14 protein-coding genes and 1 pseudogene are annotated in these 14,521 nt (G+C 54.3%); 7 read left to right on the top strand and 8 right to left on the bottom strand.

Annotated features, from left to right (window positions below):
• Nucleotides 1–55 precede the first annotated feature (55 nt).
• Complete coding sequence (locus JCM17844_RS02220; protein ID WP_149999443.1) at nt 56–1,186, top strand: anhydro-N-acetylmuramic acid kinase; 1,131 nt, start codon at nt 56–58, stop codon at nt 1,184–1,186.
• Nucleotides 1,187–1,215: 29 nt separating this feature from the next.
• Here JCM17844_RS02220 and JCM17844_RS02215 read toward each other — a convergent pair whose 3' ends face one another.
• On the bottom strand, nt 1,216–1,878 hold the full coding sequence (locus tag JCM17844_RS02215) for an alpha/beta hydrolase (RefSeq protein ID WP_149999442.1): 663 nt from the start codon (nt 1,876–1,878) through the stop codon (nt 1,216–1,218).
• Between the two features lie 192 nt (nt 1,879–2,070).
• On the opposite strand from JCM17844_RS02215, the gene JCM17844_RS02210 reads away from it, so the two are divergent.
• The 6 genes from JCM17844_RS02210 (at nt 2,071) to JCM17844_RS02185 (ending at nt 6,444) form a co-directional block, all read left to right on the top strand.
• Complete coding sequence (locus JCM17844_RS02210) at nt 2,071–3,222, top strand: cysteine desulfurase family protein (RefSeq protein WP_210431186.1); 1,152 nt, start codon at nt 2,071–2,073, stop codon at nt 3,220–3,222.
• 24 nt (nt 3,223–3,246) lie between these two features.
• On the top strand, nt 3,247–4,431 hold the full coding sequence (locus JCM17844_RS02205) for a cysteine desulfurase family protein (RefSeq protein ID WP_149999441.1): 1,185 nt from the start codon (nt 3,247–3,249) through the stop codon (nt 4,429–4,431).
• On the top strand, nt 4,425–4,742 hold the full coding sequence (locus tag JCM17844_RS02200; protein WP_149999440.1) for a 2Fe-2S iron-sulfur cluster-binding protein: 318 nt from the start codon (nt 4,425–4,427) through the stop codon (nt 4,740–4,742). Before JCM17844_RS02205 ends, JCM17844_RS02200 begins: the two co-directional genes overlap by 7 nt.
• Before the next feature lie 15 nt (nt 4,743–4,757).
• Nucleotides 4,758–5,093, top strand: coding sequence for a TfoX/Sxy family protein (locus tag JCM17844_RS02195; RefSeq protein ID WP_149999439.1), 336 nt, complete (start codon nt 4,758–4,760; stop codon nt 5,091–5,093).
• 92 nt (nt 5,094–5,185) lie between these two features.
• The gene (locus JCM17844_RS02190; protein WP_149999438.1) at nt 5,186–5,806 is read left to right on the top strand and encodes a DUF6445 family protein; all 621 of its coding nucleotides are present in this window, start codon (nt 5,186–5,188) and stop codon (nt 5,804–5,806) included.
• Entirely contained in the window at nt 5,803–6,444 is a 642-nt protein-coding gene (locus JCM17844_RS02185) for a glutathione S-transferase family protein (protein ID WP_149999437.1), read from the top strand. The genes JCM17844_RS02190 and JCM17844_RS02185 overlap by 4 nt, the downstream gene beginning before the upstream one ends.
• Here JCM17844_RS02185 and JCM17844_RS02180 read toward each other — a convergent pair.
• The 7 genes and pseudogenes from JCM17844_RS02180 to JCM17844_RS02150 form a co-directional block, all read right to left on the bottom strand.
• Nucleotides 6,441–7,169 (bottom strand): SDR family NAD(P)-dependent oxidoreductase, encoded by a 729-nt coding sequence (locus JCM17844_RS02180; protein ID WP_210431185.1) that lies wholly within the window; start codon nt 7,167–7,169, stop codon nt 6,441–6,443. The two genes, JCM17844_RS02185 and JCM17844_RS02180, sit on opposite strands and share 4 nt — an antisense overlap.
• Before the next feature lie 13 nt (nt 7,170–7,182).
• Nucleotides 7,183–8,673: pseudogene (purF, locus tag JCM17844_RS17065) on the bottom strand (amidophosphoribosyltransferase).
• Nucleotides 8,674–8,770: 97 nt separating this feature from the next.
• Nucleotides 8,771–9,448: a CvpA family protein gene (locus JCM17844_RS02170; protein WP_210431182.1), complete on the bottom strand. Its 678-nt coding sequence runs from the start codon at nt 9,446–9,448 to the stop codon at nt 8,771–8,773.
• Between the two features lie 111 nt (nt 9,449–9,559).
• The gene (gene radA / locus JCM17844_RS02165) at nt 9,560–10,933 is read right to left on the bottom strand and encodes a DNA repair protein RadA (RefSeq protein WP_149999434.1); all 1,374 of its coding nucleotides are present in this window, start codon (nt 10,931–10,933) and stop codon (nt 9,560–9,562) included.
• Between the two features lie 98 nt (nt 10,934–11,031).
• Nucleotides 11,032–11,808: an ABC transporter ATP-binding protein gene (locus JCM17844_RS02160; RefSeq protein WP_149999433.1), complete on the bottom strand. Its 777-nt coding sequence runs from the start codon at nt 11,806–11,808 to the stop codon at nt 11,032–11,034.
• Complete coding sequence (locus JCM17844_RS02155) at nt 11,805–12,578, bottom strand: MlaE family ABC transporter permease (RefSeq protein WP_149999432.1); 774 nt, start codon at nt 12,576–12,578, stop codon at nt 11,805–11,807. Before JCM17844_RS02155 ends, JCM17844_RS02160 begins: the two co-directional genes overlap by 4 nt.
• A gap of 206 nt (nt 12,579–12,784) precedes the next feature.
• Nucleotides 12,785–14,302: a replicative DNA helicase gene (locus JCM17844_RS02150; protein WP_210431181.1), complete on the bottom strand. Its 1,518-nt coding sequence runs from the start codon at nt 14,300–14,302 to the stop codon at nt 12,785–12,787.
• Nucleotides 14,303–14,521: the final 219 nt, after the last annotated feature.

The following is a 14,521-nucleotide window of genomic DNA, read 5'->3' as shown; positions in this document are numbered from 1 at the left end:
AAACGTGCAGCCATCTAACATGGTCTGCAGCCCCGAGGCAATGAAAGGACATCACATGGCAGACAGAGCAGGCAGGGCGAAGCCTTATCTGGCTCTTGGATTAATGAGCGGCACCTCCCGCGACGGGATCGATGCGGCTCTTGTCCGGACCGATGGCCGCCATTTTGTCGAGCCGGGGGAAACGCTTTTCTTGCCCTATGATGCTGCCTTTCGTGCGCAATTGGCACAGGCCGTGGAACAAGCCCGCCTTTATGGAATAAAAACCGCAGAAGATCTGCGTGATGTTGAAAAATCTCTTACGGATTTTCATGTCAAAGCCGTTCATAAATTGATAGAAAAAGCGGTTCTAAACCCTGAAGCCATCGACCTTATCGGCTTTCACGGGCATACAGTTTATCATGCCCCCCAGCAGCGATTGACATGGCAATTGGGTGATGGCCAAGCTCTTTGCGACACCACAGGAATTGCGGTGGTGGGTGATTTCAGGAGCAATGATGTGGCCCAAGGCGGAGAGGGTGCGCCTTTGGCGCCCGCTTATCATAAAGCCCGGCTGAGCAATGATGACCGCTGCTGTCCGGCTGTGGTGCTCAATATCGGTGGGGTATCCAATGTCACATGGATCGGCGCAGATGAAGAACCGCTTTTGTCTTTTGATTGCGGCCCCGGAAATGCCTTGATCGATGACTGGATTCTTGCCGAAACAGGATACGCCTTTGATCAAGGTGGGAGGATCGCCGGAGCCGGAGATGTGGATGAAAATATCGTCCTGCAATTGATGTCGGATTCGTTTTTCATGCAAACTCCGCCAAAATCTTTGGATCGGGATGCCTTCGCATCGGAAGGGGTGCGCGGATTATCCACAGAAGACGGAGCCGCAACATTGACCGCCTTCACTCTTGAGGCCATCAAGGCGGCGCAAGAGCATTTTCCCAGACCGCCGCAATGCTGGTATGTCACCGGCGGAGGACGCTTTAATGAAACGCTGATGGATGGCTTGCGCCAGCAGCTTCATGGGCATGTGACGACAGTGGAAAGCCTTGGCTGGAATGGTGATTTTTTAGAGGCCGAAGCCTTTGCCTATCTGGCAGTGCGCAGCGTTGAAAATCTGCCTCTAAGTTGGCCCGGCACCACTGGCGTTTCAAAACCCGTGACTGGCGGGCAGCTTTTCAAACCGCGTCTGAAATGAAGGAATGAAAGGCCATCCGGGGGCATTGGCTATCCCCCGGATGATAATGCTTCATTCAGCAGGCGCTTGTCGAGATAGGCATTCACCTCGCCGATCATTTCTTCCAGTTTTCCTTCGAAGAAATGGTCGCCACCTTCGATGATGGATTGATCGATGGTGATGGCTTTTTGCTGTTTCAGTTTTTCAATCAGCTTTTGTACCGAAGCCGGTGCGACGATATCATCTGCCGTGCCCTGAACCATAAGGCCCGAAGACGGGCAAGGGGCCAGGAACGTGAAATCATATTTATCCGCGGGGGGAGCCACAGAAATAAAGCCCTGAATTTCAGGACGGCGCATTAGCAATTGCATGGAAATCCATGCCCCGAAGGAAAAACCGGCAACCCAGGTGGCGGGGGCATCGGTGTTGAAGGTTTGCAGCCAATCCAGCGCGGCGGCGGCATCGGATAGTTCGCCAATGCCATTGTCGAATTCGCCTTGCGACCGGCCAACACCTCGGAAATTGAAGCGCAGCGTTGCAAAACCGCGTTGGGCAAAGGCATGGAACAGGTGGTACACCACTTTATTGTTCATGGTGCCGCCAAATTGCGGATGAGGATGCAAAATCAGCGCAACCGGGGCATTGGGGGTTTTACCGGGCTGGTAACGGCCTTCAAGACGGCCTTCGGGGCCGTTAAAAATCACGTCAGGCATAAGGGGGTGGACTCTCTCAGTAAGGGCCAATTCAAGGAATCGCCCCAAAATTCCGGGCAAAAGGGCAAATCTGCCCCTGATCAGGTCTTTATATAGCCCCAAACAGCCCCTGCGCAAGTTATCGGCGTGTTTTGGCTCTGAAACTGGATATTTGCCTTTGAAATATGGCGGTGGGCGTGCCATTTCAAACCTATGATGAAAGATCGCCTCTATCTCGATTATAATGCCACTGCCCCTGTCACGCCTGCAGCGCGGGCCGCTGCTGTGGATGCCATGATGCTTTTGGGCAATCCGTCATCCGTGCATCAAGAAGGGCGGGCGGCGAAGGCGTTGGTTGAAAAAGCCCGTGCAGAGGTGGCAAGCCTTCTGGCGGCCCGACCGCGCGATATTGTTTTCACATCTGGCGGCACGGAAGCCAATGGCCTTGCGCTCAAGGGGCTCTATGCCGGGTCGAAAACATATCGGCGGCTGATTGTTTCCGCCATCGAGCATGACAGCGTTCTGGCTTCGGCGCGTGCCATAAGCTCAAATGTGCAGATATGTCCGGTGCATGCCAATGGGATGGTGGATCTTGCGGCCTTTGAGGAGCTTTTGGCGCAATCGTCTGAACCGGCCATCGTTTCGATCATGCTGGCCAATAATGAAACCGGCGTCATTCAACCTATCGCCGATATTGCCGAAAAAGTGCAGGCTTCTGGTGGGGTACTGCATTGTGATGCGGTGCAGGCAGCAGGGCGTATTGCCCTTGATTGCACGGCCTTGGGTGCGGATTGTATCAGCCTTTCGGGGCATAAACTTGGTGCCATGAAAGGCGTGGGAGCCTTATGGGTGCGACCCGGCCTTGCGATTGCGGCGCAAGCGGTTGGCGGCGGGCAGGAATTGGGGCGGCGGTCCGGCACGGAAAACCTTCCCGGCATTGCCAGCTTTGGCGCAGCGGCCCGTGAAGCCTTGGCGCATCTTGAAACAAATGGCGCCATTGAAAAACGCCGCAATGATCTGGAAGCGGCCATCATCGAAAATGCACCGGATGCCCGTGTTTTCGGGCAATCGGTGCCGCGGATTGCCAATACCAGCGCCATATATATGCCCGGCATGTCGGCCGAAACGCAGGTGATGACCTTTGATCTTGAAGGGATCGCCATCAGTTCCGGCTCTGCTTGTTCATCGGGGAAGGTGCGTGCAAGCCATGTGCTCAAGGCGATGGGCTGTGATGATACGCTTTCCAGTCAAGTCATCCGCGTTAGTCTTGGCCGCAACACCAGCGATGCAGATGTGGCGCGTTTTGTATCTTGCTGGTGCAGGCTTTACCAACGCAGCCAACGCCGGTTGGGGACATTGGTTTAATCTTTCACGCAAAGAACTGGTATCATGGCACCCAAAACCCCCATCTATATGGACTATCAGGCCACCACGCCTCTGGATCCCAAGGTGTTCACAGTCATGCAACGCTGGTTTGTCGAAGGCTTTGGCAATCCTCATTCCAGTACCCACCGCTATGGGTGGGAGGCAGAGGCCGCGGTTGAAGAAGCGCGCAAATCTGTAGCCGGGCTTATCAATGCAGATGCAAAATCGGTTTTCTTCACATCGGGAGCAACGGAATCCAATAATCTGGCCATCAAAGGCGTGATGGAAGCGTTAAGTGCGCAAAAACCTCATCTGATCATACCGGTGACAGAGCATAAATGCGTGGTGGAATCCGCGCAGGCGGTCACCCGCCACGGAGCGCGGGTTACCTGGTTGCCGGTGAAACCCGATGGGCTTATCGATCTGGATCTTTTGGCTCAGGCATTAAGCGACGATACGGCGCTTGTGTCTGTGATGGCGGTCAATAATGAAATTGGCGTGATCCAACCGGTGGCCGAGATCGGGGCGCTGTGCCGAAAGGCCGGGGTCTATTTCCATTGTGATGCGGCGCAGGCATTTGGAAAGATCCCGTTGGATGTGGATGGAATGAATATCGATTTGATGAGCATTTCGGGCCATAAAATTTACGGCCCCAAGGGCATCGGGGCCATTTATCTGCGTCGGGCGCGGCCACGGGTGCGCTTTGTGCCGCAAATGGCGGGTGGTGGGCAGGAAGGGGGTGTGCGCTCCGGAACCTTGTCACCGGCTTTATGTGTGGGACTGGGGCAGGCTGCCAGCATAGCCAAAACCCGGATGCAGTCCGATCAAGCGCATATTAATGATTTGGCCAAACGCTTTCTTCATCCCATTGAACAGGCGTTCCCGCAGGTGATTTTGAACGGTGATCGCCACGCGCGTTTTTGGGGTAATATCAATCTCAGCTTTCCCGGGGTGGATGGGGACCTTTTGTTATCCTCGTTACGCGATCTGGCAGTGTCGTCGGGGGCGGCCTGTGCCTCGGCCACTTCTGGCCCGTCTTATGTATTGGAAGCCATTGGCCGCAGCCGCAAAGATGCCTTGTCCTCGATCCGTTTCGGAATCGGGCGCTTCACCACGCCGGAAGAAATTGATTTCGCCGCTCGAACGGTTATCACAGCCCTTACGGAACTGGGTTGGGACAAGAAGGAACATGGGGTAGGCGCATGGTAACACTCACCTTCGTTTCCAGCGATGGCAAGGAAAGCCGGACAGTGAAGGCCCCCATCGGCATATCGCTGATGAAGCTGGCGCATTTTGAAGGCATTGATGTGGAAGGCGCATGCGGCGGCAATCTGGCCTGTTCCACCTGTCATATGATTTTTTCCGAAGCGGATTTTGCCCGCCTGCCACAAATGGGCACCGATGAAGATGATCTGCTGGATCTTGCCCCCAATGTCACCGCAACATCACGCTTGGGATGCCAGATCACTGTCAGCCCCGAGCTTGATGGTTTGACCATTCATTTACCCCCGGCACCCTAGAATGACAGGCGCATAATGGCCGTTTCATCGGAGTTTTTAGAGCTGTTGAAAGAGCGGATGGAGCCTTTGGGCATCATTCGCAGCAAGCGCATGTTTGGCGGCGTTGGCTTTTATTGCGATGATCTGTTCTTTGCCATCGCCATTGATGATGCGCTCTATTTGAAAGTGGATGATGAAAACCGCGCCCGGTTTGAAGCCGAAGATCTAAAGGCATTTCACTATCCCAAGAAGGACGGCACCTTTGCAACCATGTCTTATTATCAGGCACCGGAAAGTGTTCTGGATGATGCGGATGATATGGATGAGTGGGGCCGCTTGGCGCTGAATGCCGCCTTGCGAGCGCGTGCGTGATGTCAGTTTTAAATATATAATTTGTTCTAGATTAAAAAAGAACAGATTGTAGGAAGTTCTTGGTTCCGATACTTTTGGAGGGATGAAATATTATGCCTAAATCATTCGTGATCGTGGATGATTTTCTTGCGAATGCTGATGAGGTGCGTAATTCTGCCTTGTCCTTAGATTATCCATTTCCTGAATCTAAAACTTATTTTCCCGGCCGCAATTCTGAGAAGCGTCTGCTGATAGACGGCCTTGACCAAGAAGTATCGAGTCACGTTGGTGAGCCTTTACGGCCCGTCCAGGGGACCGGTCATGGGAAGTTCAGGCTTTCTCTGGAAGGAGATCAAGGTGAGGGCAATATACACATAGATCCACAGTGTCATTGGTCCGGTATTTTGTATTTGAGCCGTCCAGAAGACTGCCAAGGGGGAACCGATTTTTTTCGACATAAACCAACAAATACAGATTGCGCTCCCATTACGCCTGATCAGCTAAAAGCCGCTAACCTTCAATCATTCCAGGATATATATAATGAAATTGTGATTCCTCATTCTAATGATAGTAGTAAATGGGAAAGAACTATGCGGATTCCCATGCGCTATAATCGATTAATATTATTACGCCCTTGGTTCTGGCATGCAGCAGGCCCCGGGTTTGGTCATGATTTGACAACAGGGCGTCTCGTTTATCTCATGTTCTACGTTAATGGGACACAACTGATATGATTACGCTTCATCATTTAAGCGATTCCCGCTCGCAACGTATTTTGTGGCTGCTGGAAGAACTGGGCGTTCCTTATGAAGTGGTGCGCTATGAACGTGATGCGCAAACCCGCTTTGCACCAATTGAACTGGCCGCCATTCATCCGCTGGGGAAATCGCCGGTTATTGTGGATAATGGCACGGTGATCGCGGAATCCGGTGCCATTGTGGACTATTTGGCGCAGCTTTATGGTAAGGGCGTTCTGACCCCGCCTCAAAACAGCGCGGCCTATTGGGAGCATCAGCAATGGATGCATTTTGCCGAAGGCTCGGCCATGCTGCCATTTTTGCTAGGGCTTTATTGTGGAAAACTGGGTGAGGCTGTGGCCCCTTTGCAGCCGCGTATTGCGGGCGAGATGGACAAGATGCTGGGCTATTTGAACCAGGCTCTTGAGGGGAAAGACTGGATCATGGGCGACAGGCTCAGCGCCGCTGATTTCATGCTCAGCTTTATTGGGGAAATCGCCGCCAGCAGCACAGGCCTTGGCAGCTATCCCCATATTGCCGCTTATTTGAAACGTATTCATGCCCGCCCAGCCTTCAAACGCGCCTTAAAAGCTGGGGGGCCGTATATATTCGCTGCCAGCAGCACCGACGCTTAAGAGGCTTTGGCCCAATCCTTATAATGAACGATTGTGCCGTTTTTCGTATAATCCGGGCAGGCCATTTCCACGAAAAGCGGTGCAATATCGGCGGGCTTTGCCAAAAGATCCGGATCTTCTCCGGGGAAGGCTTTGGCGCGCATGCCGGTGCGGATGGGGCCGGGATTGATCAGGTTCACCCGAACATTGGTTTTTGCACATTCTGCCGCATAAATTTCGGCCATTTTTTCCAAAGCGGCTTTGCTGGTGGCATAAAGCCCCCAATAAGGAACCGCTTTATGGGCTGCCCCAGAGGTTACAAACAGGGCCCGTCCGGCATCGGATTGGCGCAATAGCGGATCAAGGCTGCGGATCAGCCGCCAATTGGCTGTCACATTCACCGCCATCACCTTGTCCCATTCCTTGATATCCAAATGCCCAAGGGGGGAAAGCGATCCCAGCAAGCCTGCATTGCCCACCAGAATATCCAATTTGCCCCAACGTTCATAAATGGCGGCACCCAGCCGGTCGATGGCGTCATAATCGGTCAGGTCTACTGGCGTCAGGGTGGTTTCCCCGCCCAAAGCGCGGATGTCATCATCCAGTTCTTCCAAAGCGCCAACGCTGCGGGGGCGGGCAATGGCAATAATATGCGCCCCTTCCGATGCCAGCGCCTTGGCCACGGCATATCCAATACCCCGCGATGCGCCAGTGACTACGGCAAGGCGGCCTGTCAATCGTCCCATAAAGATATTCCCGTTAGTTTAAAGCGGTGATTTCTGCCCTTTGTTTTAAATCGGGCTCTTGATCTTGATCGGTCAAATGCGTCGGATAATCGCCCGTAAAGCAGGCGTCACAATAGCTTGGCCGGTCCATTTGCCGGCCATTTTCGTGCTGACAGGCCCGGTAAAGCCCATCAATGGAGACAAAGGCCAAACTGTCCGCATGGATATAGCGGCACATCTCTCGATATCCATACGGGCCGCCAACAGCTTTGACCGTTCCGGCGTATCGACACCATAAAAGCAGCTATGTCGGGTTGGGGGGCTGGCGATGCGCATATGCACTTCGCGCGCGCCCGCTTGCCGCATCATATCGACAATCTTTAAGGATGTGGTGCCGCGCACGATGGAATCGTCCACCAAAATGATGCGCTTTCCATCAATCTGCCAGCGATTGGCATTGTGTTTGAGACGTACGCCAGATGGCGGATTTGGTCCGACGGTTCGATGAAGGTACGACCCACATAGTGATTGCGAATAATCCCCAGTTCAAAGGGAATCCCGGATTCGGCTGCATAGCCGATGGCTCCGGGGACGCCTGAATCGGGGACGGGGATCACCACATCCGCATCAACGGCTGCTTCACGGGCCAGTTCCGCGCCAATGCGTTTGCGCACATCATAAACGGACAGGCCGTCCACAAGGCTGTCGGGACGGGAAAAATAAACATGCTCGAAGATACAAGGGCGCGGATTGCATTGCTCGAACGGTTTGATGGAGCGGATTGTCGGCACCCCGGCATTATTATTGATGATGACAATTTCGCCCGGCTCCACATCGCGTTCATAGCGGGCGCCCAAAATATCCAGCGCACAGGTTTCCGAGCACAGGATGTAGCATCGCCCAGTTTCCCCAGCACCAAAGGCCGTACACCCAATGGATCGCGCACCCCCATAAGTCCTTCGCGGGTAAGGGTGACAAGAGAATAAGCCCCTTCAATCTTGTGGAGGGCATCGATCAATTTGTCCAATAAGGTATGACAGCCCGAGGTGGCCACAAGATGAATGATGACTTCGCTATCGGATGTGGATTGGAAAATAGAGCCATGCTTTACGAGCTGGCGGCGCAAATGCCACGCATTGGTGAGATTGCCATTATGGGAAACGGCAAAGCCGCCCGTTGCCAGATCCGCGAACAAGGGTTGCACATTGCGTATGGAACTGCCGCCCGCCGTGGAATAGCGCACATGGCCAATGGCCGCGTCGCCCTTCAAGGTTCCGATCAGCTTTTCACTGGTGAAATTATCGGCCACAAGGCCCAATTGTCGCTGGGTGACAAATTGCTTGCCGTCGAATGCGGTGATACCGGCGGCCTCTTGCCCGCGATGCTGCAAGGCGTGCAGCCCTAAAACGGAATGGGCAGCGGCATCTTCTGTGCCATAAATTCCGAAAACACCACATTCTTCATGGAGCTTATCATCATCGAAAGGATGCGTAGAAAGCGGACGACATTGCGATTGGTGGCTCATGTCCGGTGCGGCCCCTGATTTGGTTGGAGGGTCCAAAGTCTGCCTTCATATAGCTTTTGAGTGCGCCTGTGGAAAGGTGTTTTCCCCATATGGTCGATCAGTCGCCGCCATCTTCCTCATTTTGTTCTTTTGTTTTCAAAAGTTCTTCGAATTTTTGATTCATCAAACGCCGTTGCGCCTCTTCATAGGCGGGCTCGGCTGCATCGCGCAGACGGTCTTTTGACTGATCATAGCTTTCCCGCATCTGATCCAGCAGCGCATCGCCGGTTGGATCGTCTTTCACCGCGCGGAATATATCCGGTCCGGTTTTGGCAAGCATGCTTGCCCCGTAGGCCACTAAAGGTTTCAAACGCGCCTCTTGCACCCACTGGGGATAGCGCTTTTCCCCCACCACGGACGAAAAGAACAAATATGTGGCAGACACCAGAACAGCCCCCAAAAACAGCCCCAAAGCCGCGCCCAGGGATCGATCGAGAAAACCGGCGGGCCCTGAGCGCACTTTTGATCCGATAAATCCGGCGATCAGTTTTAAAAGCACCAGACTGACGATAAACAATAAGGGGAGGGCGATGAAATCCGCCAATGTGGCCGGTGTGATCCAATCGCGGGCGAAACCGGACGCATAGGGCATGCCATAAAGCGTGATCAGCACTGCGCCGAACCATGCGGCAACTGTCAATAACATGGTGGTAAAGCCACGAAACACCGCATAGAGCACCGTACCGCCCACGAACAGCAGCACAATCACATCAAAGGCAGTCAAACTTTCGCTCATGGTCTTCCCTGCGGTATCAATCAACATGCCGGACCGGCCGGTCCCGATGGCCCAGATTAACCCATCATTCTGTTCTGGCACTCGTTTAGCAGTCGATGCCAGTTCATAAGCTTACACCATTTCACCGTCTGCAAACACCGACACCAGATCTTGTAAGCGCCCACAGCTATTCAGCTTTAAATTATTGCCACCGGCTTTGGTGTTGGCTGGCACCAAAGCGCGGGAAAAGCCAAGCTTGGCGGCTTCTTTCAATCGAGCTTCCGCTTGTGTAACGGGGCGCACATCGCCCGATAGGCTGATTTCTCCGAAAATAACGGTTTCAGCAGGGACAGGAACACCGGAAAGTGACGATACAAGGGCAGCGGCAACGGCCAAATCCGCCGCAGGTTCCCCCACTTTTAAGCCGCCCGCCACATTGAGATAAATATCCGAAGAGGACAGCCCAAGGCCGCATCGGGCATCCAGAACCGCCAAGACCATGGCCAAGCGACCGGAATCCCAGCCCACAACGGCGCGGCGCGGATTGGCCGCCGAACTGGACGCCACCAGCGCCTGGATTTCCACCAGAACGGGGCGCGATCCTTCAATTCCCGCAAACACTGCCGACCCCGCCACCTCGGCCGAACGGTCCGATAAGAACAGTTGGGAAGGGTTGGATACTTCGGCCAAGCCCATGCCGGTCATTTCAAAAACGCCAATTTCATCGGTGCCGCCAAAGCGGTTTTTGACACTTCTTAAAATGCGATATTGGTGACCGCGTTCACCTTCAAAATAGAGCACCGTATCCACCATATGCTCCAAAACGCGGGGGCCGGCGATCTGGCCGTCTTTGGTTACATGGCCGACAATCAATATGATGGTGCCGCGGGATTTGGCAAAGGAGATCAATTCCGCAGCACATGCCCGCACTTGCGCCACGGTGCCGGGGGCTGAATCGAGGCTGTCCACAAATACGGTCTGGATGGAATCGACCACCAGCACCGCGGGCGGTTTGGCCCCATCCACCGTGGTAAGAATATCCCGCAAATTGGTGGCCGCGCCCAAAGCCAATGGCGCTTTGCTCAGCCCCAAACGATCGGCGCGCATCTGCACCTGTGCCGTGGCTTCTTCGCCAGAAATATAGACGCAAGAATGTCCGGCATTGGAAAGCGCCGCCATGGCTTGCAGCAATAATGTGGATTTGCCGATACCCGGATCTCCGCCGATCAGCAGCGCCGAGCCGGGCACAAGACCACCGCCCGTAGCGCGATCGAATTCCGCCAGCCCGCTTTGCAGGCGGGGCGGATTGTCCGCCGGTTGGCCAAGATCCACCAGATCCACTTTGCGGCCTCGATTGCCGCCCAGGCCTTTGGGCCGCCCGGATGCACCAAGGCTGACTTCTTCCGTGATGGAGTTCCATTCGCCGCAATCGTCGCAGCGGCCTTGCCATTTGCGATAAACCGCCCCGCAAGATTGGCAGATAAATTGTGTCTGTGTTTTCGCCATAATCTAAATGTTAGCGTTTTGTTCTTGTATCGCAAGTGTATTTTCGCCAATCGCAGCACTTTATCCGGCAAGAAGGGAAATCAGTTGGCGCTGCCGCCCTAGGCCGACCGAACGGCCATCTTAATCGGCCCGTCAGCGCGCCCGTGGATGAATTGATCCACATAGGCGTTGTTGCTGTTATCCACCTGCTCCTTGGCACCTTGCCAGATGATCTTGCCCTGATAAAGCATGGCCACCTGATCGGCGATTTTCCGCGCACTGGCCATATCATGGGTAATGGTGACGGTGGTGGCCCCCAGATCCCGTACACATTCGACAATCAGATCGTTAATCACATCGGCCATGATGGGATCAAGCCCGGTGGTTGGCTCGTCAAAAAAGATAATGTCCGGTTCGGTGGCAATGGCCCGCGCCAATCCCACCCGCTTTTTCATGCCGCCGGACAGTTCATCGGGGTGCAAATTGGCCACATCCGCAGCAAGGCCAACCCGTTGCAACTTTTCAATGGCGATCTCTTTGGCCTCATTGCGCTTCATGCCGCGTGCCTTCATCAAGCCGAAGGACACATTTTCCCAAACGGGCAGGGAATCGAACAGCGCCGCCCCTTGGAACAGCATCCCGAATTTGGCCATTTGGGCTTTGCGTTCCTTATGGGACTGGCGAAGCACATCTTTGCCATCGATACGGATCATGCCGCTTTCCGGGCGCAAAAGCCCCAGAATACATTTTAGCAAAACGGATTTTCCGGTGCCCGATCCGCCAATGACCACAAGGCTTTCGCCTTTGAGGACCGTCAGATCGACACCATCCAGAACCACTTTGGAGCCAAAGCGCTTTTTGACACCAGCTAATTCAATTTTGGGAGTTTGCGTCATGATTGAAACACCGTGATGGTGATGATGAGATTGGCCAGCAAAATCAGGATAAAGGCCGACACAACCGCATTGGTGGTGGCCCGTCCCACGCCTTGTGCGCCACCGGAAGAATGATAGCCGTGATAACAGCCCATCAGCGAAATGATCAGCCCGAAAACCCCGGCTTTTACCAAGGACGATACAATATCGGTGGTTTCCAGAAAATTCATGGTGGCCACCAGATAATTACCCGGATTAAAGCCAAGCCGTTGAGTTGCCACCAGAAAACCGCCAAACACGCCGATGGTATTGGCAACGATCACCAGAAGGGGCAGGGTGACGAGTCCGGCCAGAAGGCGCGGCACCACCAGATATTTATAGGGATCGGTGGAGAGTGTCACCAAAGCGTCGATCTGTTCTGTCACCCGCATGGTGCCGATTTCGGCGGCCATGGCAGACGAGACCCGCCCCGCGACCATTAAGCCCCCCAACACGGGCCCAAGCTCGCGCACAATGGCGATCACTACAACAGCCGCCATGGTGCTTTCGGCATTGAATCGCTCGGAGCCAACATAGATTTGCTGGGCCAAAGCGGCGCCAGTGAATAAGGCGGTCAGCCCCACCACAGGTAAGGAATAATATCCGATGACCATCATCTGTTGGCCGATATTCTTCAAAAAGAACGGCGGTTGCAGCACATGACGGACCGAATTGGCGGCGAAAATGGCAAGACGGCCCAATGCCGCCAGCGCTTCAAGGGTGAAGCGACCAACAGTGGCAAAAAAGTTCACAGCACATCCTTTTCATGAAGTGTGCGGTGCAAGCCATTGAATGAAAGGCCAGACCTGGCAACAGAGATAAGATACATAAGCCGTAAAAATCCGAGGATAGGGCCGACATGCGGACAGAATTCGATCATAAGTGCGCGCGACCTTAGAGGACCGCTTGGCATGGGTCAATTCACGCGACTGTGCCTTTTTTGTACAGCCTCCCGTCCTTATTCAAATCTGTCGGCGGTATATTCGGGAACCGCTTCATCGGTGAAGCGGGTGGTTTCCTTGGCAAAGCGCAGGCGCACGGTGCCGGTGGGGCCATGTCTTTGCTTGCCCACGATCACCTCGGCCAATCCTCGTGACCGCTCCATCATGTCCACCCATTCGGCGAATTTTTTTTCATCACCTTCATCGGGCTTTTGCTGCTCTTTATAATATTCATCACGATAGACGAACATCACGATATCGGCATCTTGCTCAATAGAGCCGGATTCACGCAAATCCGAAAGTTGTGGGCGTTTGTTTTCACGGCTTTCCACCGTACGGCTAAGCTGGGACAGCGCCATCACCGGCACCTCCAGCTTTTTCGCCAAGGCTTTCAGGCCACGGGTGATCTCCGAGATTTCCTGTACCCGGCTTTCCGAGCGCGTCGAGCCGCTTAGAAGTTGCAGATAATCGACGATCACCAGACCGATATTGTGCAGCCGCTTCAATCGCCGTGCCCGGGTGTAAACCCCGGCAATGGAAAGGGCGGCGGTATCATCTACATAAAGCGGTAAATTTTCGATATCCCGCACGGCGCGGGCCAGATCTTCAAATTGGGAATCGGTCAAGCGGCCCCGGCGCATTTCTTCGGATTTGATATTGGCGCGGTCCGCCACCACACGGGCTGCAAGCTGATCCGCCGACATTTCCAACGAGAAAAAGGCCACCGCCGCGCCGCGTGTGCGTTTCATATCCACCCCGGCGTCCCGGTCATCAAGCCAGCGCTTGGCGGCATTGAAGGCGATATTGGTTGCCAACGAGGTTTTCCCCATGGCCGGGCGCCCGGCCAGGATCAGCAAGTCGGTGGGATGCAGGCCGCCAATTTGCGCATCCAGAGCTTTCAGCCCCGTGGATACGCCGGAAATTTTATCCGGGTCTTTATATGCGGCTTCTGCCGCTTCCAAGGCTTTATAGACGGCGGTCCGAAAAGGCGTGAAAGAGGTGCCGGCACTTCCTGTTTGCGCCAGATCGAACAGTTTCGATTCCGCCGCTTCCAATTGTCCCTCGCCCGAATCCGCAGGGTCGGCGTCATAGGCGCTGATCACCATTTCATTGCCGACAGAAATCAGCGAGCGGCGGAGCGCCAGATCGCGCAAGGTTCGGCCATAATCCACCGCATTGATGATGGTTGCGGCAGATGCGGCCAAGCGCGCCAGATACGCACCGCCGCCCATGTCGGCAAGGGCTTCATCTTTATCGAAAAATGGCCGCAGCTTGATGGGGTCTGCCGTATGATCGCGGTCAATGAGCCGCAGGATCATCTCATAGATGCGCCCATGTACCGGTTCAAAAAAATGTTCCGGGTGCAGATATTCACGCACCTGTTCGGCGGCTTCATTGTTTACCAGCATGGCGCCGAGCAGCGCTTGCTCGACCTCCAGATTGCTGGGAGGCTGGCGATAATCCAATGTGTCATCAGCGGCGCTGTCTCGTGCGTCGCTGTGGGTCATGTTTTGAGTATATTCGGTCATAGCCATGACAGATGCCATGAAGCATCGAAACAGTGAAGATAAATTGAGCCCTTTTGCGCTTTGTCCCCGTTATTCTTATCCACAGCTGTGAACTCTGGGGATAACTTATCGGTATCGGATTATGACAGAACGGCCCTTCATTGGTGCGATTTCCCTTGCAATCCGAGGCGGACCGATATAGGCCACGCTTATTCCACACATGGGCCGCAAGGCAGGGTGACCCGC

Origin of the sequence: Iodidimonas gelatinilytica (assembly GCF_008579125.1) — a bacterium.
GTDB lineage: Bacteria > Pseudomonadota > Alphaproteobacteria > Sphingomonadales > Rhodothalassiaceae > Iodidimonas > Iodidimonas muriae.
This window is presented reverse-complemented; position numbering and strand designations above follow the sequence as displayed.

Excerpts from the sequence above, each read along its gene's own strand:
- JCM17844_RS02220 (WP_149999443.1), top strand. The coding sequence starts at position 56 with ATGGCAGACAGAGCAGGCAGGGCGAAGCCTTATCTGGCTCTTGGATTA.
- JCM17844_RS02215 (WP_149999442.1), bottom strand. The coding sequence starts at position 1,878 with ATGCCTGACGTGATTTTTAACGGCCCCGAAGGCCGTCTTGAAGGCCGT.
- JCM17844_RS02210 (WP_210431186.1), top strand. The coding sequence starts at position 2,071 with ATGATGAAAGATCGCCTCTATCTCGATTATAATGCCACTGCCCCTGTC.
- JCM17844_RS02205 (WP_149999441.1), top strand. The coding sequence starts at position 3,247 with ATGGCACCCAAAACCCCCATCTATATGGACTATCAGGCCACCACGCCT.
- JCM17844_RS02200 (WP_149999440.1), top strand. The coding sequence starts at position 4,425 with ATGGTAACACTCACCTTCGTTTCCAGCGATGGCAAGGAAAGCCGGACA.
- JCM17844_RS02195 (WP_149999439.1), top strand. The coding sequence starts at position 4,758 with ATGGCCGTTTCATCGGAGTTTTTAGAGCTGTTGAAAGAGCGGATGGAG.
- JCM17844_RS02190 (WP_149999438.1), top strand. The coding sequence starts at position 5,186 with ATGCCTAAATCATTCGTGATCGTGGATGATTTTCTTGCGAATGCTGAT.
- JCM17844_RS02185 (WP_149999437.1), top strand. The coding sequence starts at position 5,803 with ATGATTACGCTTCATCATTTAAGCGATTCCCGCTCGCAACGTATTTTG.
- JCM17844_RS02180 (WP_210431185.1), bottom strand. The coding sequence starts at position 7,169 with ATGGGACGATTGACAGGCCGCCTTGCCGTAGTCACTGGCGCATCGCGG.
- JCM17844_RS02170 (WP_210431182.1), bottom strand. The coding sequence starts at position 9,448 with ATGAGCGAAAGTTTGACTGCCTTTGATGTGATTGTGCTGCTGTTCGTG.
- radA (WP_149999434.1), bottom strand. The coding sequence starts at position 10,933 with ATGGCGAAAACACAGACACAATTTATCTGCCAATCTTGCGGGGCGGTT.
- JCM17844_RS02160 (WP_149999433.1), bottom strand. The coding sequence starts at position 11,808 with ATGACGCAAACTCCCAAAATTGAATTAGCTGGTGTCAAAAAGCGCTTT.
- JCM17844_RS02150 (WP_210431181.1), bottom strand. The coding sequence starts at position 14,302 with ATGGCTATGACCGAATATACTCAAAACATGACCCACAGCGACGCACGA.